We start from the raw sequence: 19826 nt of genomic DNA on the forward strand, positions 1-19826 counted from the left end.
TCTATTCTCCTCTATTCTAGTCTCAGTTATTTTTTCATTTCTAATAAAATACGATTTCCTATATCTTGACTCGCATGTCCCGTCTCATAAATGTTATGTTCTTTTTTAAAATCACGGACTTTTTTTACATAATCAGAGGCCGAAAAATCTTTGATAGATCTAAGCAACTCTTTTTCTGTTAAAGCAAACGGAAAGGGCAGCTCTTTAAAATCCATCAACAATCCCCGATCCTTTAGATATTCTTCATAGTCATAGGCATAAATAAAACATTTTTTTTCCATAATCAACATTTCTCCTAAAGTTGAAGAATAATCTGTCACCAATGTATCTGTTGCACATAATAATTCTTGCATATCATCATACGAAGAAGCATCTATCATTCCTGCAGGAAGTCCTTCGCCAATTATACGATTTTTGTTTACTGTATCATTTGGATGCAAGCGAATCAACATTACAGCATCTTGATTAAATGTTTTAGAATAGACTTGAATAATTTTAGAAAGTAATTCATTATTCATTTCTAAATCATACTCTTGCCTAAAAGTAGGTGCATACATAATTATTTTTTTTGAAGAATCAATATTAAAATAGCTATATACTTTTTCGATAATGAGCTTATCATAGTTTACTAACAAATCGTTTCTAGGAAGACCGTTTCTAAAAGTCTCTCCCTCATACCAAAATGTATCCTGTACATCAGGAATCATATTAGAAGTTTCAAATAATAGTAAGTCACACATTTGAGAATCTTTTTTTGCTGTTTTTACGTACCTTGATGGCAATTTAGTTTCAACATATTTTTCAATTTGTTTTAATGTAAAGCCAGCATGCCAGGTCTGAATATAAAACTGATTCGCTCTTTTTGGGGGATAAAAACTTTTTCGACAATTGTCAATCCAAATTTTTGCCGTAAACATTTCAAATAATGCTTGAAATGATCGAACATGAACAGTACGAACACTATTTGGACAACCACCGTTTTCTTTAACCCAATGTTTGTCAATTAACCATACTATATCAACCGGTGCCTTAGCTTCCAACAAATAATTACATATATACTTTGCATTATCCCCATAGCCTTTACCATTAAAGTTACTGACTACAATTTTATTCTTTTTAATTGGAAAAAAAATTAAAATTGGATACAGTAAATAGAATATACTATTTGCAAATATTCTTGAAAAGACCCTTGTCTTCAAATAAAGCCACTTATCCTTTAATTTTAAGACCACTTATTAAATCCACCTCTCAGTATAGCTACTTATTAACCTTTCTTAAATACCTCTGTTGCATTTTAGGAAAAACTTTATAAAGCATTGGGTGTATTCGAAGAAATGTTAAACTTAATTTTCTATTTTTAGTAAAATAGGGGTTAGCATAAATAAACTTTTGATTTTCTTTTAAAAAGCCTACTATTCTTTTAGTCATCTCAGGGTATTCTGACTCACTGTCTGATTTCATCATCTTGTCCAAAACATAAAAATTAGCCGCACATACACGTTTGAATGCAAGGTCGCTATATTCTGGCATAATTTCTTGAATAGTATGCCATGCTTGTTCCCAAGAATCAATACTTTCTAAGTCTCGAATATTAAACTTAGAAGCGGTAATGCTTCCTTCTCTATGAACGTAAAAATAATAACTAGCAGTATCTACAACTACCTTTTTACATTGATTTAAAACATCCATAATTACATAAACGTCTTCGTGGGCCTTACCAACTGGATATCTTAAGTCATCAAATATATTTCTCTTATATAGTTTAGCCACCGCATAAACAGATGCTTGTTTACCGATTAAAATCATTTTAGTTGCTTCTTTTTGGGTAACTACATATTTTTCAGAAGGAGTTATCTCAGGCTCTTGACCAGAATAAACACTTGTTACCCCCACAATGGATAAATCAGCATCTTCCTGTACCATATTTTTGTACAATACTTCTAGCATATGTGTATCAATATAGTCATCACTATCTACAAAAGTTAGATACTTCCCTTTAGCAACATCAATCCCTGCATTTCGTGCAGAACTTAATCCACCATTTTCTTTATGAATTACTTTTATCCGCTCATCTAATCTCTTTAATTCGTCACACATTTCTCCTGATGAATCTGTAGAACCATCATCTACTAATAATAATTCAAAATCAGTAAAGGTTTGTGAAAGTATTGATTCAACACATTTTTTCAAATAATTTTCGACATTATAAACAGGAACAATTATACTAATTTCTGACATCTTTAACTCCTTACTTCCCTAAAATTTTTCGATACATAAAATTATATAATGGGCCATTTACTAAATATAGAAGTAAACCCATTTTTTTGGCACTACTTGTTTTAGTATTTTTCATTAACCCAACGAGATTTTTTCTAATCCTTTTTCTAGAAAAATCCAGATATTTTTTATTGATTTCCCCTCTAGGTTTACTTGTTATTTTAAATCCTGTAGATAAATATCCATCTAATACTTTATCTAAAGCTAGTGACGATAAAGCAGGATACTCCTCTACTATTTTATTTAACAAAATCTCCCGTTGAGTAACATTATCGTATTGTTTCTCGTTAAATTTTTGATGTACTATACTCGAATGATTTTGGTAATAATAAATCCCTGGCATGGCTAAGTAATTAACGGCTTTGGCTCGTTTCATAACCTCATAGGTAGGCACTATATCTTCATATAATTTACCTTCAGGAAAACGTACTTCATCAAAAAGGTGATTGCGGTATATCTTATTCCAAGCGTAAAAATCTATTCCTTTATCAACAAAGAGAGAGCGGATGATTGCCTCTTTGTCAGTAATTATTTGCTCTTTAGGAATCAAAGAAATTTCTTTGGTTTCGTTACCCTTTATCAGACCAAACACTACTACATCTATTTCAAGAGAATCAAAAGCTTGGACTGCTTTATCTAAAATGCTTGGTAAAAAATAATCATCACTATCTAAAAAGGCAATAAGGGTACCTTCGGCATACTTCAAACCATAGTTCCTTGCAGAAGCAAGTCCACCGTTTTTTTTATGGTACACTTTTATATTTTTATGTTCTTCTACTAATTTTTCAGCTAATTTGCCACTGTCATCAGAAGAACCATCATTAACCAAAATTATTTCATAAGGAACTGATAAATCTTGGTTCAAAACGCTAGTTACTGCACGAGTTAACGTGGTCATCACATTATATACTGGAATAATCACGCTTAACTTTAAATTTTCTTTTTCCACACTTTTCCCTCATTTTATTAATATATTTTGACGTTTTCATGTTCAAGGAACTTAACATGTACAAAATGATTGAGCACAATAGATCTTTAAAATATCTCTATAGATATTTCAAGCCCGACTAATCGTATTATATTTATTAGCTGATATTGAATTCTCTCATGATATAAATAGATAGTTCCTAATTAATTGCATAAACTTTATAATCTTCTTTAGTAACATAAACCAAGATATATAGCATCTGTTTTTGACTTCTGGCATATGGTATAGTTGTAGTAATTCCTTATAGCTGTCAAACAGCCTATAAAATTGATTTTTAATAAATCTTATAGCTTTCTTTTAATAATCGCGAGCCAGCTTTATGTCCTTCTCCATTGACTATGGAACACGCTGTACCAGAAAAATTAAGTTTTTATTCTTGCATCAACGTTATATGGAATGTTTATTTCTCGGGATACTAAACATCATCACTATAAGAACAGCAATACATTCTATAGTAGCTTTTTTCAACTCTATAATTCCTTATTTTTACAATCCCTAGATTTTTATTATTCTTTATCAACTTGATATGCTTATTTTTTTAATGTACTTGTTAGTAACAAAAATCAATCGATCTCTACTACCATTCTCATTAACTATTAATTTCCAATTTTTATAAGTTTGCTTTCCGATACTTTCTATCGCATTCAAGATATATATTGGAATTATAAACAGGCATAATAGCTGATACAAGTATCTTTTCCATCCATTCACCCCTGCTCTTACTTTATTGCTTACTAGGTAAATAACACCCCATATTATCTCATACGCATACATATATTTCAATTAATCTTTTATAATGATTATCCACAGTTTTATCTCTCTGTAATAAAAACATACTAAGATTAGAGGGGAAATGCATTGACGGATGAATTTCCCCTCTATTGCTCTTTTAAGCGTAGAGTTGTAAGTGAAAGGATGACCGAACATAGCCTCTTTGACTTCGAGCCCCACACAAAAAAACAGTCTCCTTCACTAGAACAATTAAGCAAACTGCTAGTTGAAGCAGCCAAACAGACGGAATAATTCGAAAGTATTCTAGGAATTAGTAAACTCTCTGCAGGACTCATTATTGGTGTATTAGGTGACATTCGCCGTTTTTTTTCTCACAAATAACTAAACGCTCTTACCAACTTCTTCACTTTTACGGATTTTTATCCGTTCGTCATGTGTCTGATGCCATGAGTTTCCTAATTTTTAATGGGCAAACAAGAAAATTATTTGATATTGTTGAAAACCGACAACTGCCTTGCTTAGAACGTTATTTTAATCGTTTTCCACTGTCTGTGCGGGAAAACGTTCAAATAGAAAAGATCCAGAGGATTTTATCCTCTGGATTTGACACGATTCTATAATTCCTCTTTCCCGATATTATTTGACAAAGAGTCTTTTTAAGTTACTTAACTAATTCACTTTTTGTACATAACGTTTATTTGAAGTGATATACCCTTGTGATGTTTTTAATCTTGGATAACCATTTTTACTATATTCAATTCCTTGCACTCTAATAGTAGTTCCTTTTTTTACTGGAGATCCAGGTGTTTTAAATTCTAAATCAGTATAATAACGATCATTGACAAGCATTACAATTTTTACTGGATTTTCTGTATAGTAGTTGTCAATATTACTGATTGCTGCTGAAACGATATCTTTTCTTGCCGTTAAATATCCTTTTCTTGTTACCAAGCGGGGATATCCATTAGATGAATATTCAATTCCTTGCGCTTCTACTAGTGTATTCTTTTTCACTGCGGCACCTTTGCTTGTAAAGTCGGCATTGTTATAAAATGTTTCATCTTTCATTACTACTACTCGACCTGGATTAGCTGTGTAATACTTATCAATATTACTGATTGCCGCTAAAACGATATCTTTTCTCGCTGTCAAATATCCTTGAGGTGTTACCAAACGAGGGTACCCAGTTGATGAATATTCAATTCCTTGCACTTCTACTAGTGTATTCTTTTTCACTGCGGCACCTTTGCTTGTAAAGTCGGCATTGTTATAAAATGTTTCATCTTTCATTACTACTACTCGACCTGGATTAGCTGTGTAATACTTATCAATATTACTGATTGCTGCTAAAACGATATCTTTTCTTGCTGTCAAATATCCTTGAGGTGTTACTAAACGGGGGTACCCAGTTGATGAATATTCAATTCCTTGCACTTCTACTAGTGTATTCTTTTTCACTGCGGCACCTTTGCTTGTAAAGTCGGCATTGTTATAAAATGTTTCATCTTTCATTACTACTACTCGACCTGGATTAGCTGTGTAATACTTATCAATATTACTGATTGCCGCTAAAACGATATCTTTTCTCGCTGTCAAATATCCTTGAGGTGTTACCAAACGAGGGTACCCAGTTGATGAATATTCAATTCCTTGCACTTCTACTAGTGTATTCTTTTTCACTGCGGCACCTTTGCTTGTAAAGTCGGCATTGTTATAAAATGTTTCATCTTTCATTACTACTACTCGACCTGGATTAACTGTGTAATACTTATCAATATTACTGATTGCCGCTAAAACGATATCTTTTCTTGCCGTTAAATATCCTTGAGGTGTTACCAAACGGGGGTACCCAGTTGATGAGTACTCAATCCCTTGCACTTCTACTAGTGTATTCTTTTTCACTGCGGCACCTTTGCTTGTAAAGTCAGCGTTGTTATAAAATGTTTCATCTTTCATTACTACTACTCGACCTGGATTAGTTGTGTAATACTTACTTAAGTCAGGCCCACTACTATTACCCATATTTAAAAAATTACTATAGGTCATGGAAATATCAAACGGACGCCCTTCATAATTAGCTAAACCAGGGAAATACATTTGCGAAGACCATTGCCAAGCACCATGGTCATTATTCCACTGCATGGAACTATCTGGAGTATATGGATATTGCGCTACCCATACTCTGTCTCTTCCGAAGGCGGAGGTGTCGATATAGCCATTTGTTAACCACCATTTGCCAACATACAACGCATCATTTTTATACCCTAGTGCCTTTAATTGCTGGTTAAACGCAACAGAATTAGCATGGGCGTTTCGCCCATTGTTTGTAAGCGTTGGATCTTCCGCATCATTAAACATTATGGTATTTTTATCTAAGCCAGAGTTAGCCGCTGCCTGAGCAAAATATCTTGCTTCATCTTGTGCTGTCGCAGCAGAGACATACATACTATAGTGATATGCTGAAACTTTTAAGCCCGCAGCTTTGGCATTTCTAATTTGGCCCGCAGCATATGGATTAACATACCAAGTTCCTTCTGTTAATTTAACCGAGACACCTGTTACACCATAGCTTTTAATTTTTTGATATTCAGCTACTGAAATGTCTCCATTCCAACTAGAAACGTCAATAAAATTCTTGCCAGGCAAATTAGGATCATTCGCATAGACGTTCGCAACTGTTGCTCGCGCTACCCTAGAAGAAAGGCCGTTTTTCATAGCATATGTTCCTTTTTTATGGTTCGTTCCTTCACGTGCTGCTTCTTGATAATCCGCTTCATCTTGGTCAATGGTCTTTTTTTCTACTTCAGAGCTTTGTGATGCTTCTGTTTTACTATCTGTTGTGTTTGTTTCTGAAACAGAAGAATGTTCTTCCGTTGTACTATTTGTTGAAGAATCAAGAGACTCTTCTTTTGTGCTTGAAGTAGAACTATCTCTTTCAGAGGTATTTTCTTCTGTAACAGAAGATGTATCCTCCGTTGAATTAGTCGTTGTTTCTGACGTAGCTTGAGTGACCAAGCCAGTCTCCCCCGTTGTTTCTGTTTTTACAAGCTCTTCTCCTGATGCAATCACACTAAAACTATTTAATAATACAGTACAAATTAACATACCTGAAATGATTTTTTTCATGAAACTCTCCTTATATATTTAATAATATGTATCTTTCTTAAACACTTGCCATTCGCTCTCGAAAAATGTGTATCCTATAACCTTCAACTAATTGTTTTCACATTTTAAAACTAACACCAATTATTATCTCATACCTTTATTTCAAATTCAATTACGCTTTTTTAACATTCCTATATCAATTTTTTACTTTTAAATGGTAAAAAGATGAAAACAGATCTTTAATCGATTGTTTTCATCTTTTATTTATTTTTTAAGATATTCTGTGTACGATTTTTTAGCATCAACAATTAGCGCTTCATGATGGGGTTGGCGATCTTCCTCTGGTGGCAATTGCATATAATCCCCAAAAACCTGTGTTAAGTAGCGCTTGTAGTCCACTGGTATTGGCATTTTTGTATCTTCAAACGGAACAAAAATAGCAGATTTAAAATCTGCTATTTGTTCCACTTTTCCTTTTCCTCCCTATTCATTCTTTGCATATTTAAATGTTGTATAGAATAAAAAACGCATTAAGTAGAATGAACTTTTAATAACTGAAAACTGTTCATTTTGACGCAAAATTTTCCAAACCCAACTGATTGTATTCCATTTGTTAGAAGATGTAGAGGTGGTTAGCTTACGATAAATGGCTAATTTTTCGTTAATAAAATAGACCGTATTTATTTCTTTCAAAATGTTTAACCAAGTAGCATAGTCTTCATGTTTTAAATCCGGCATTAAATGGCGTTTAAGCAGATTAGATTCGACTACGACTGTTAAGCAGCCGATAGTATTTGTTTTTAAAAGATCTTGATAGGTTTGTGGTCCCTCACTAAAATTACGCTCATGAGTAATGTTGCCATTTTCATTACATACAAAATAAGAACTACATGTAAATAAAAGTTTTTTTTCTTCCATCCACTTGATTTGAACTTCTAATTTATTAGGAAGCCATAAATCATCACTATCTAAAAAGGCAATATATTGTCCCTTTGAAGCTTCAATTCCTTTATTTCTGGTCTTTGCAATGCCCATGTTCTGTTCATTTTTCAGTAAAAAGATTCTTGAATCTTTTTCCATAAAGGCAAGTGCAATATCAATAGAATCATCTTTACTTCCATCATCAATGAGTAATAATTCCCAATTCTGATAGGTTTGTTCCAGAACGCTTTCAATAGATTTTGATAAAAATTTGCCAGCATTGTACATGGGCATAATAATTGAAACAAGTGCTGTTTCCATTTGTTCACTCCTCGTTGCATTTTATGTAAGAATGTAACAGTTTATATTATCGCATAGCTCTTTTATTATTTCAACGTTCCTTGTTTCCAAAAAAAGTTTGAGACATAAGCTTAAATAACTTATGTCTCAAACTTTTAACGGTAAATTCTAATAGCATTCTCTTTACAATAATCCATCGTCAATTCTTCACGTTCTTCAGACTCATCCAATCCTCTTGATGATACTTTATCAAAGAGAATTTTGATGGTTTGAAGCAGAATTTTCATATCCAACAGTAATGAATAATTCTTGATGTACAGTAAATCAAAGTTCAATTTACTATTGTAGTCAGAAGCATACTTCCCATAAACTTGGGCATAGCCGGTAATCCCCGCACGTACATTGTGACGTAAATAGTAATTCGGGTTTTCCTGATTAAATTGATCAACAAAGAATGGTCGTTCAGGACGTGGTCCGACAATGGACATATCCCCGCGAATAACATTGATTAGTTGTGGCAACTCATCAATACGTAAAGCGCGCAAGTATTTACCAACTGTAGTGACGCGACTGTCGTTACTTGTAGATAAGACTGGACCTGATTTTGCTTCCGCTGTTGCCGACATCGTTCTAAATTTTAAAATCGAGAACTCACGTTGATCTAATGTAATCCGAGTTTGTTTGTAAATCACTGGTCCCGGTGAAGTTGCTTTGACTAAAATCGCTGCAATAAGCATTAAGGGTGAGGTAATCACAAATAGGCAAACAGAGACTAAAATATCGAATAAACGTTTAATAAAATTCTCTTCTGGTTGGATTTCAAAATTTGAGACTTCGATAATACTTTCATCTTCAAAGTTCATCATGTTTGGTTTTAACATAATTAGATTTTCAAAACTTGTATCTAAAAAGATTTTTTTCTTGTGTTTGACAATTAATTGATACAATTTTACTTTTTCGTTCTCATCAACATTACTTGAAATATAAACAATATCGATTTCATCGATAATTTTTTTTAAGTTTTCATAGTAATTGCTGACAACAACGCTCGTTACTTTATGCTTGTTATTTTTATCAGACATAAAGTTTTGAATTGACCGCATGACTTGATTTTCTTTACCTAGTAAAACAACTTTTCGCTCATTGCTGACCTTTAAGTAAAGATAATAAACAAGAATTCGCCAAAGACTTAGAACAATAATTCCGATTATAAAGGAATATCCTAAAACAGAACGCGGGAACGTAAACCAACGTCCGGCAAATGTCACAATCATAATCGTTAAAGTCATTAAAATTTGACCAATCACCGTGACAAAAATGATGTCACTAATTTTGCGATTATAAAAAATATACGCACCTAACAACAAATTCAAAAAGATAAAAAAGATTGAAATGTAAATTGCAGATTTTTCATAAGCCACAAAGTTAAATGAAGGAATTTCTCGGCCAAATTTCACCATAAACCCTAAGATGATTGATAAATTATAGAGCAAAACGTCTGCTAAAATAATTACAATTCGTCTTGCATTACTCCATTCACTTTTTGATGTCATTAAAAACTTCCTCTCTTCACTTCCAGTAATTACATTATTTGTAATAACATGCAACCCCTATATTACCATAATGTCAGCGGACAAGAAAGTTCTATAGGATGAAAATTATCTGCGATGTCTTTGGACACGACTTAATTCTTCAGGTTGGTCCCAGCCCTCTTCGTCAACAGGTGCTATCGGGCGCTCTTCATTGCTAACAGGACTTGTTTGTTTCACTCGTTTTCTTCTTTTAGGTGTCGTTGGACTTTCATGTCTTCCTCGTTTTTTCTCTGGCCGGAAGTAGAAGGCTAGCCCAAGGAAACTATAAACAATCGGCATCCAATGAGGCGCTAATAAAATATCTTCCATAAATGAATGAATCCAGATTAAAAGGAAGCCTAAAAGTAAACTAACTTGCAAACGATCCAATGTTTTTTTGCGAAAACCAATCAATAAAATCATACTGACTAAAAAACCAAATAAAATCAGATAGCCAATGACACCAAAATTACTTAACGTAAATAGAAAAGCATTATGTGTCCCCAGCGGTTTCCATGAGGCCACAAAAGGCTCCATACCGACTTTAATATGTTGAGGATCAGATAACCATTTAGCAAAAAACTCATGCCAAATTCGTTCTCTTCCTGTAAATAAATCAACAGTATCCGATTCCGCACATAAGTAAAATAACAATGGTCCCAATGCAGCTACTCCGACAAAACCAAACAGCCAAACTTTCGAACGTTGCAAGAAACGTTTTGGTAAAAGATTATCCACCAGAATAAAACCAACTAAAATGGCAAAAGAGGTTTTGGATTGACTGACCCATGTACCTAAAACACCACCAATGTATACAGGTAAAAGCAGCAGGTTAAAAACCTTATTTCTATATGCTTTGATCAAACTACTGGCCATCATTGTTGAAAACATCAACGTTGCACCAATCGTATTGGTATTAATCCAAATACTTTCTAGTTTATTTGATTCTTTAAAAATTTCGTCTGCTGGAATCAACTGTGGCAACTCCACGGACATCCGATACAAAGTCGCACTCAAAGCAACTAAAGAGACAATTAATAAAAGCGTTTGATCCACACGGTCAAAGACACAAACTTTAAAACAAAGGACCAACAAAATAATTAAAGGAATCATTGTATCTGTTTGCATTGTGCTATGACGGATTGATTCCGTAAAGTGAAACAAGAGCCAGGTGGCTAGCGCCAACGCTACGGTCAGCCAGTCAATAAATTTTAATTTCGTACAATTTAATAGCAGTACAAGTATTACTGCTATTAATAATAAAATTGAACTATTGGCATACATATATTTTGTGACTGGCGCATCAATTCCTACGACCCACATCGTATACGAGCCGATCATTGTAACTAATAAAATAAGTCGACCGATTCTATTCAATACTTTTCCCATATTCAAACCTCATTCCATGAATGAATCACTAGTCGTTTATTCGATAAATATATGCCCCGTTCTGATCAGGTCCATATAATTTTTCAAAATGAATCGTTGGTGTGTCTAACGGTTCTAATGGTTTATAAACGACCGCATATTTAATCCCATATTCTTTTAATTTTTCTGGAGATAAACGAGCAATAATCGCATCTTTTTGCATCAACTCTAAAACAGGGGTCTGATTTCCTACTTCAACATTGATGTGCGCATAGCGATTATAAATAAATGTGTCTTTTCCTTTTGGATCTAATGGTTTCCAAGCCTCTAAGTCAGGTGTAAAAGCAACACCGTTAAATGTATGCACACCTAACATTGGCAAATAGCCATACATCAAGCGTTCGCCCACCCACAATTGGTTGGGGTCTTTTTTGTTAATTTCTTCCACTTCTACCGCTAATTTTTTACCATAGACAGCAGAAACGCCACGAGAAATTGGATTTACAAAGGCTCCAGAAACCATAATGATTCCTAATAAGACAAGGACAAATAACGTGCGCCAACGTTTAAATAAAGCAACAATTAAAACGGTAGCGACAACTAAGACACCAATGATGTCCATTCGTGTAACGTATAACCGTAAATTGCCCGTATATAAAACAAAGAAATACAGAACAACATTTAATCCTAGCGCCCCTAACCAGGCCATCATTGGAATTTTTGCTTGGCGATTCCATAAATAATCGATGAACCATAAACTCAACAACACAGCTGCAAACCCGAAGGATAACATCGCCCGTTGTTCTGGCACATAAGACCACAATGTCAACTTAGCAAAAATGGTTGGAAATTGCACGCTCATCCAAACTAAGTTAAATAAACAATACACGAATAAGACAAAACCGTAAATGTTTTCTTTGATTTTTTTATAAAAAATAAATGGTGAGAGCGGCAAAATAACAAAAAATAATTGATAAAAACTACTGATTTCCGAATTATTGGAATATGGAACATCTTGAAACGGCATTTTCCAATTTGTTAAAAATAACAAAATATCGCGTTTAGGCATATCGCCACCTAAACTTACCCGTTTTCCTGGATAAGCGGTATCCATTACTGCTTTTAAGGAATCCAATGAGCCATATAGCGATCCGCCAACAATAATCGCCGTCATCAAGAGTGCCCCACCTATCAGGACCCCATCCCACTTATCCAACTTAATTTTTTTACGAAATTCTAAAAAGAATAAAATTAAAAATAATAAAATCAAATAACCAAGTGGTACTTGTAACGCAGGATAAATAACTAAAACAAATCCTGAGGCCATAATAACAGCCGTTATCGCACAAATGACACGACGTCGAACACTACTATGATAATAGAAATAATTATAAATTCCCACTAAAAAACCTAAGCCAAAAAATACTAAATCTCCAACTGGCGAGACAAACCACCATTGAAGGGCCGAAGAAAACGGAATCCAAACACTTGCTAACAAAGCTAAATATTTATTCCGCCGTGTGACGATCAAGCCAATTTCAAAAGAAAATAAAATTAAGCCAATTAATTTAAGATTCCAATACCACGATAAGCCATATTCTTTGCCTAATAGTACATAGCCCCACGTAAAAGGTTTCGCTAACGTGGCCAAATTCCACGCTGGGGAATTATAGCCTACCACCATGTCTTGCCCATTTAACGTAATCACATCATTATGTGTTTTCAAACCTGTTTGTGTTTGTGAGAGGCTAAATGGGGTTTGAACGAGCCATTCATCCGAGCGAACACCTCTTGGTTCACCAGCAATTAATGAACTTTTTTGACCATCCGCATATTCAGAAACATACGCATCCCACATGTTTAATGAACTACCATGGACTTTAAAGGCGACCAGTAAAATAAAAATGACTGCCGCTAGCAGATAGCGCCAGCGTAACAAATGATCAACCAAGCGAGCACTCTGCTCAGCTTGGTTGCGTAATGGTTGTTTTTCTTTTCTTGTAGTTAGTTGTTGTTCCATCTTTTCGCTCCATTTCGTCATCCGCAATTGCATCTAGTCAATTCGTAATGAAAAGTTGGGAATATCCCTTGTCAGATTAGGATTATAAAATGGATCATTTTCAATTAAAGGTCCCCATTTTTCTTCCATCATCACTTTTTCTTGTTCAAAACGTTTTTTCTTTTTGCCTTTATCATCATATCCACGAGTTTGAGATTCAAAATGATAAAGCTCTGCTTCATGAAGCCAGACATTGTCACGTCCTAAAGCTTGGACTTTCAAGCATAAATCAACATCATTGAAAGCTACGGTAAACGCTTCTTCAAAACCACCAACTGCATCAAAATCTGCTTTTTTCATAAGTAAGCATGCGGCAGTTACTGCTGAATAATTAACATTAATAGCTAACCGACCAAAATAGCCTAAGTCACCATGGGGATAACCATAATGACCATGTCCAGCAACACCACCTAATCCTAAAATAACGCCTGCGTGTTGGACCGTATTATTTGGATACAATAATTTCGCACCTACACAGCCAATCCGTTCTTGCTGAGCAAATGAAACCATCAAGGTTAACCAATTCTCTGTAATCACTTCGGTATCATTATTTAAAAATAATAAATACTCTCCGTGCGCTTTTTTCGCTGCACGATTGTTAATAGTTGAGAAATTGAATGGAATATCGATTGATTCAACGAAAAAGCGGCCAGGTAATTGTTGTTCAAATTCTGCATATAATTCGTGCATTTTTGGATCTGTACTTCCATTATCAGCCATAATAATCTCGTAATTTTGGTAGGTTGTTTTTTCAATAATCGATGAAACACAACGTTGTACGTCTTTATAGCCATTTTTAGTTGGAATAATAATTGAGACTAACTTTTCAGATTCAATGTCATAATAAACATCGTATAAGCCATTCGCCGCCCCATGCGTTGCATGACCATTAATACCTCGACGAACGAGCGCATCTTGCACGGCTCTTAGCCCCGCTTCAAAAGCATAACCTTTGGAGCCCTGATCCACTGCTGTTGAGGTTGGCAGCATCCGCCAATAGTAAAGAACTTTTGGAATATGTGTGATGCGTTCTTTTGTCGTTTTTTCAGTAAATCTTAAGACTAAATCGTAGTCTTGAGAACCTTCGTAACCTTTTCGAAAGCCGCCAATTTCTTCTAGAATACTCCGACGATACACGCCTAAATGCGAAATGTAATTGGTTCCTAAAAGTAAATCAGGTGACCAATCTGGTTTAAAGGCTGGATCAGAACGATTTCCATCCATGTCAATCTTATCTTCATCACTATAAATTAAATCCAGTTCTGGGTTTTCATTCAGCACTTTAACCACTTCATAAAAAGCATTGATCGCTAATTCATCATCGTTGTCTAGTAAGGCGACAAATTCTCCGGTAGCAATCGCTAAAGCAGAGTTGGTTGCTTCGGAAATATGACCATTTTGTTCACGAAAGACGACCCGAATTCGCTCATCCAATTGCTGGTACTCTGTTAAAATCTTTTTGACATTAGGATCTGTTGAGGCATCATCGGCCATACATAATTCCCAGTTAGTATAGACTTGATTCAAAATAGAATCAATGCACAACCGAAGCCATTTTTCTTCAACATTATACACTGGCATCGCAATGGAAATTTTAGGCTGATAATGAAATGTTGCGATTTCTTGCGTCATCGCTTCTATGTCTAGTACTTCATTTCTAGCTAACCAGTTAGGATACGAAGCTTGATTTCTCAGTTTCTCAATTTTCGCTCGTTGAATGGTATGAGAAATACCATTTTTAGCCATATACTTAAATCCTTTTTTGGCTTTTATCCAAAGACGAGTTACTTTATCTTCTGTCCCTGGAATCACTGGATATTTTTTATTCAAGGGAAAATCCACCGTTACAACATGTGCTGATGATTGAAAATGAAAAGGGAGTACTTTTTTTTGTTTAATTCCTTCAAGTGTAACAACAAAGCCAGCTTCAATCGCAGGCTCTGTTTGATAAATTTGATTAACATCTTCACGTAAAACGCGCTGAATGTTATAAGCGGACACTTGGTTTTCATTATTAATTGTGAAAGTTGTGCTTTCTTTAGTGATTGTATCCAACGCCCAACCTGTAATGGTTAAATTATTTGTTGTTTTGTCGCGATAGATACTATCAAAGATCACCTTAATGTCTTCATTCATGTGCATTCTCCTTATAGATGTTTCGGATTTCGGTAGGGATCAACTAAAGCTTCCGCGGTCCATTTTTCCGCAAGTTCTTTATAAGATCCTTTTTTATCATGGTTTTGCATTTTTTCGTCTGCTTTCAAAATTGCATAGGACACATATACATTTCGTTTACCAGCGCTAGCAAATTGTAACGATAAATCGACACCCATCCATTCTTTTCCTAAGCTTTCGTTAATTCCTTCTAAATTTAGGTAAAGTTGTTTGTTGAATAGTAAGCAGTCTTCAGTTGCTGCTTGAATATTTCTTGGTAAAGCAATTCTGTAATAGTAACCTAAGCTTTTACCAGGGGTGCCTTTTTCGGGATAAAGTAATCGACCTTTGTCTGTATCAACTGATACTCCCACCGTTTCCACGCGATAGCGTGCGTCAACTACGCGGCCAGTCACTAAACCAGAGGTCTCTTGTTGACCAATGTTCATTAACTCTTTTAACCAATCATTTTTCGTTGGTACCAATCCAGCATTTAATAAAGCCACATATTCTCCCTTAGCAGCTTGAATCATGCCATGACGAGTTTCTGTTGAAACATAACGAAGACGGTCATTTTGGATATTTATTTGATTCTCGAAGCGTGCAGGCAATAGAATTTCATAATTTGTATAGGCAGTTTTTTCTAATAATTGACGTAAGTAACTACTCATATTCTCTGTATCATTCGTAATAATCAATGATACCATCGGCACATGATCATAAAGATAGTTAATTTTATAGGAACCATAAAATTCGGCAATCTCTACTTGTGCTTTTAAGCCACGGCGTTCCGTTGCCGCTTGGACCGCTTTTTGACCAGCTACATAGGCGTAACCTTTGCTTTCAGGGTTTAGAGCAGTCGATGATTCAATGGCACGCCAATGATACATCATACCAGGAATATGCTTGATTTTCGTTGCTTGTTCCGTTGCTCGTAATACGAAATCATAGTCTTGAGCGCCGTTATATGCTGAGTTCAGTCCGCCTACTTTTTCTAATAAATCACGTTTCACAACAACAAAGTGTGTAATGTAATTATGGTTTAAAATCAGTTCTGGATTCCAGTCCGATTTGTAAAACGCGTTGAAGCGACGACCATTTTCTGTAATTTTATCTTCATCAGTATAAAGAAAATCAATCGTTGGGTCTGTGTTTAAAGCTTTGACCACTTCATATAATGCTTGTGGCGCTAATTCATCATCGTTATCCATGAAACCAACAAAATCGCCAGTAGCAATCGACAAAGCTGAGTTAGTTGCTTCTGAAATATGTCCGTTTTCTTCGCGATAAATAACTTTGATTCGTTGATCTAGTTCTTTATATTTTTCTAGCATGGGCTTAATATGTTCGCTTGGCGATGCATCATCTGCTAAACATAACTCCCAATTTTCATAGTACTGATTTTGTAAAGAAGAAACGCACGCTGCAAGCCATTTTTCTTCGACATTATAAACAGGCACAGCGACAGAAATTTTAGGCTGAAATTGGAACGTTTTAATTTCCGCTAAAACTGCCTCCACGTCAACAGGGGCTTCTGCTTTTTCTTGTCGTTTAAAGTACCACTTCACTGAGCCCATCAAACCACGTGTCTGAATCGAACGCCATGCTCGATCAAATTTTGTGCCTGGTTGAACCATGTTTGGACGCTCCACCACGTATTGAACCTTCTGGCCTGATTTTGTGTCAATGTTTAGCGTGTAGGCTGGTAAATCTTCTGGATCTTTAATCGTAATGACAAAACCATAATCTTGATCGCCTTCTAATTCAAACATATCAATAACATCACGACGGTATTCTGTTTCCACCGTATAAGTGACTGATTCACTAGCTTCTGCAATGCTGAATCTTAGCGGATAATTTGTTTGTTTGTCATACGCCCACCCTCTGATAACAGAAACGTTATTTTCTACATCGCGAGCAATATCATCGATGGTTAAATTAATCATTTTATCAAATTTAGTTAACGTGATTCGTTTATATTTTCCAGTAGGCATAGGGGCAGTCTCCGTCTGTTTATTCATTTCTTCTAAAAATTGATTTCTTTCATCTAACAGTGCATGAATAAAGGTATTTTCACGTTCTGAATAGTTGCCTTCAAAGAAATAATCAATGTCTACTGTCAGGTCTTTGCCTGCCATTTGTGCATCGGTTACTTCGATTACAGGTACTTGCGTATCTAAGAAATAATAGATATTCTCTTGTACCAGAAAAGCATTCGTGGCTGCGACTGGGACTGTCTCGCCGTCTATCGTCATGGATAATTTAATAATTGCCCCCGTTAAACTTGGGAATAATTTTATCAGTTGGACGTCTTCTGGTATCTTCAGTTGGAACTGTTTTGTTTCAGGTTTTTGTAAATCAACTGGTTGATCCAACTCAGTCTCTTTTTCTTCGCCGCAATTAATTAAAATATGAACGTTTTTTTCATTGTATGAATTTACTGGTGTCACTCGCTCTGGCTGTTCTACTGGTTCAGCAGTCAAGGCAAAAAAGTACTGATACACTTCGCCAAAGGGACGCGCTTTAAAAGCTGCTTGTACTTCTACAGGTAACGCTTCATACGTCGTAGGAATTTCGTTGTAGCCAACTTGATTAAATGTAAAATCTTCTTTGGCAATGTATAAACCAACTTCTACAAAAACTTTTTCAAATCCTTCTTGTAAATAGAATGATTTATGCGTAGCATCCAACAGCCCAGTTTCATTCCACGTTAAACGATTATTAAATAAATCAATTAAGACAGAATTATGCGCCAAATTAGGGAAAGTGATTAAGATTTGACCGCCTGGTTTTAAAAACGGTTTGACTTTTGCTAAGGCGCTTTGAGGATTCATTAAATGTTCCAACACATCTGCAAAAACGATATAATCAAACGTCTTACCAGCAAAGTATTCGACCCAATCATTTTCATCAATATTGCCATAAAAGGCATCTGTTGAAAATTGACTGACATGATCATAAAGTTCTTTGTCTAATTCAACAATTGAGACCTGGCACTTTTTTTCTTCCATCAAATAGCTAGTCATTCGCCCATTACCTGGACCAAATTCCAAGACATCACTATTTTCTTTGATTTGTGCTACGATTTTCCCAACACTGGTACTCTCGTCTGTTTCCATTTCAAAATCATACTTCATCTTTTGTCGTATCCTTCCATTTATGATCTAAGATGACAATTCCTTCTCCGGCATAACGACCGGTAATAAACATCGTCACGTATTTTGTTTTGTAGACTAATGGGACTGTTGCATGTTCCTCAAAGAAAGCAATATCAAAATAATATTCACCTGTTAATAATGACATTTTTTCATATTCTAAATAAAAAACATTCCGTCCTTTTTTCCAAGGAATTTGCACGCCATCTAACAACGTATTTAAGCCACAGACATAATGATTGTCCACTGTTCGAATAGCGACCCCACAAACAGGCTTCTTAATTTGGTCGTTTTTGACAGTATATTCAATTTTTACAATCACTTTTTCATCTTGCGTTACCATTTCTAATGGTTCATAATCCGCATTTAAAAGTTCCGCATGATCCACTTCAATAATATCTGGTGTTGGAGTTTCATCTTTCATGGTCGCTTCGCGGTCAACCGTTTTAATTGATTTCTTTTTCAAAAAGTTTTCGTAGTTGGTCGTCACGTCCATCGTATCTCCATATTCAACGACTTTCCCGTGTTGCAACCAAAAAGTTCTGTCACAAAAACGACGGATGGAGTTTACATCGTGAGAAACAAATAAAATTGTTTTACCAGAATTTTTAATTTCTGTAAATTTTTCCATACATTTTAATTGAAACTCTAAATCCCCGACAGCCAACGCTTCATCGACAATTAAAATATCGGGATCCACGTTAATGGCTACCGCAAAAGCCAAGCGGACAAACATACCACTAGAGTATGTCTTAACTGGTTGATACAAATGATCGCCGATGTCAGCAAAATCAATGACATCTTGGACACGCTCTTCCATCTCTTCTCGGGAAAAACCCAAGACCATTCCATTTAAGAAAATATTTTCATATCCTGAATATTCAGGGTTAAAACCTGAACCTAATTCAAGCAACGCTGAAATTTTCCCATTAATCACCATGGACCCGGAGGTTGGCGTTAATACTCCTGTAATAATTTTTAACATGGTTGATTTTCCAGAACCATTTTCGCCGACAAAGCCAATCATCTCGCCTTTTTTAATTTGCATCGTGACATCGTCTAACGCATAAAACAAATCGTGGTAAGATTTTTTGGTTGGACTAAGCGCTTCTTTAAACCGATCGGACGGCTTTTTATACATGTTGTATGTTTTGGTAATATGTTGGATATCGATTGCATATTCTGACATGTCGTTC

General features: G+C 35.2%; 11 protein-coding genes and 1 pseudogene. All 12 read right to left on the bottom strand.

Annotation, left to right across the window (positions count from 1 at the left end; genetic code table 11):
- Positions 1-26 precede the first annotated feature (26 nt).
- Entirely contained in the window at positions 27-1232 is a 1206-nt protein-coding gene (locus IGL56_RS08300) for a CDP-glycerol glycerophosphotransferase family protein (protein WP_002356916.1), read from the bottom strand.
- A 25-nt stretch (positions 1233-1257) separates the two neighbouring features.
- Positions 1258-2238, bottom strand: a complete 981-nt coding sequence (locus tag IGL56_RS08305; protein WP_002356915.1) for a glycosyltransferase family 2 protein — start codon at positions 2236-2238, stop codon at positions 1258-1260.
- A gap of 10 nt (positions 2239-2248) precedes the next feature.
- Positions 2249-3226 carry a glycosyltransferase family 2 protein gene (locus IGL56_RS08310; protein WP_430599728.1) on the bottom strand — a complete coding sequence of 326 codons (978 nt, stop codon included), beginning with the start codon at positions 3224-3226 and terminating at the stop codon, positions 2249-2251.
- A 1440-nt stretch (positions 3227-4666) separates the two neighbouring features.
- Positions 4667-7123 carry a DUF5776 domain-containing protein gene (locus IGL56_RS08315; protein WP_104859209.1) on the bottom strand — a complete coding sequence of 819 codons (2457 nt, stop codon included), beginning with the start codon at positions 7121-7123 and terminating at the stop codon, positions 4667-4669.
- Between the two features lie 243 nt (positions 7124-7366).
- Positions 7367-7558, bottom strand: a pseudogene (locus tag IGL56_RS08320) (LicD family protein); the annotation flags it as partial.
- Positions 7559-7585: 27 nt separating this feature from the next.
- Positions 7586-8344 carry a glycosyltransferase family 2 protein gene (locus tag IGL56_RS08325; RefSeq protein WP_002356910.1) on the bottom strand — a complete coding sequence of 253 codons (759 nt, stop codon included), beginning with the start codon at positions 8342-8344 and terminating at the stop codon, positions 7586-7588.
- Between the two features lie 134 nt (positions 8345-8478).
- Positions 8479-9876, bottom strand: a complete 1398-nt coding sequence (locus IGL56_RS08330) for a sugar transferase (RefSeq protein ID WP_002356909.1) — start codon at positions 9874-9876, stop codon at positions 8479-8481.
- A 105-nt stretch (positions 9877-9981) separates the two neighbouring features.
- Positions 9982-11283 (bottom strand): EpaQ family protein, encoded by a 1302-nt coding sequence (locus tag IGL56_RS08335; RefSeq protein ID WP_002356908.1) that lies wholly within the window; start codon positions 11281-11283, stop codon positions 9982-9984.
- Between the two features lie 28 nt (positions 11284-11311).
- Entirely contained in the window at positions 11312-13315 is a 2004-nt protein-coding gene (locus IGL56_RS08340) for a DUF7657 domain-containing protein (protein WP_002383759.1), read from the bottom strand.
- Positions 13316-15457 carry a glycosyltransferase family 2 protein gene (locus IGL56_RS08345; RefSeq protein WP_430599729.1) on the bottom strand — a complete coding sequence of 714 codons (2142 nt, stop codon included), beginning with the start codon at positions 15455-15457 and terminating at the stop codon, positions 13316-13318.
- 11 nt (positions 15458-15468) lie between these two features.
- Entirely contained in the window at positions 15469-18612 is a 3144-nt protein-coding gene (locus tag IGL56_RS08350; protein WP_002356902.1) for a glycosyltransferase, read from the bottom strand.
- A complete protein-coding gene (locus IGL56_RS08355) occupies positions 18602-19819 on the bottom strand; it encodes an ABC transporter ATP-binding protein (RefSeq protein WP_002356901.1) in 1218 nt (405 codons plus the stop codon). Before IGL56_RS08355 ends, IGL56_RS08350 begins: the two co-directional genes overlap by 11 nt.
- Positions 19820-19826: the final 7 nt, after the last annotated feature.

It is taken from the genome of Enterococcus sp. DIV1316a (genome assembly GCF_050536915.1).
Taxonomy (GTDB): Bacteria; Bacillota; Bacilli; order Lactobacillales; family Enterococcaceae; genus Enterococcus; species Enterococcus faecalis.

What these genes read in the sequence shown, in the direction of transcription:
- IGL56_RS08305 (WP_002356915.1), bottom strand. Translation starts at nt 2,238, where the DNA reads ATGTCAGAAATTAGTATAATTGTTCCTGTTTATAATGTCGAAAATTAT.
- IGL56_RS08315 (WP_104859209.1), bottom strand. Translation starts at nt 7,123, where the DNA reads ATGAAAAAAATCATTTCAGGTATGTTAATTTGTACTGTATTATTAAAT.
- IGL56_RS08325 (WP_002356910.1), bottom strand. Translation starts at nt 8,344, where the DNA reads ATGGAAACAGCACTTGTTTCAATTATTATGCCCATGTACAATGCTGGC.
- IGL56_RS08330 (WP_002356909.1), bottom strand. Translation starts at nt 9,876, where the DNA reads ATGACATCAAAAAGTGAATGGAGTAATGCAAGACGAATTGTAATTATT.
- IGL56_RS08335 (WP_002356908.1), bottom strand. Translation starts at nt 11,283, where the DNA reads ATGGGAAAAGTATTGAATAGAATCGGTCGACTTATTTTATTAGTTACA.
- IGL56_RS08340 (WP_002383759.1), bottom strand. Translation starts at nt 13,315, where the DNA reads ATGCAATTGCGGATGACGAAATGGAGCGAAAAGATGGAACAACAACTA.
- IGL56_RS08345 (WP_430599729.1), bottom strand. Translation starts at nt 15,457, where the DNA reads ATGAATGAAGACATTAAGGTGATCTTTGATAGTATCTATCGCGACAAA.
- IGL56_RS08350 (WP_002356902.1), bottom strand. Translation starts at nt 18,612, where the DNA reads ATGAAGTATGATTTTGAAATGGAAACAGACGAGAGTACCAGTGTTGGG.
- IGL56_RS08355 (WP_002356901.1), bottom strand. Translation starts at nt 19,819, where the DNA reads ATGTCAGAATATGCAATCGATATCCAACATATTACCAAAACATACAAC.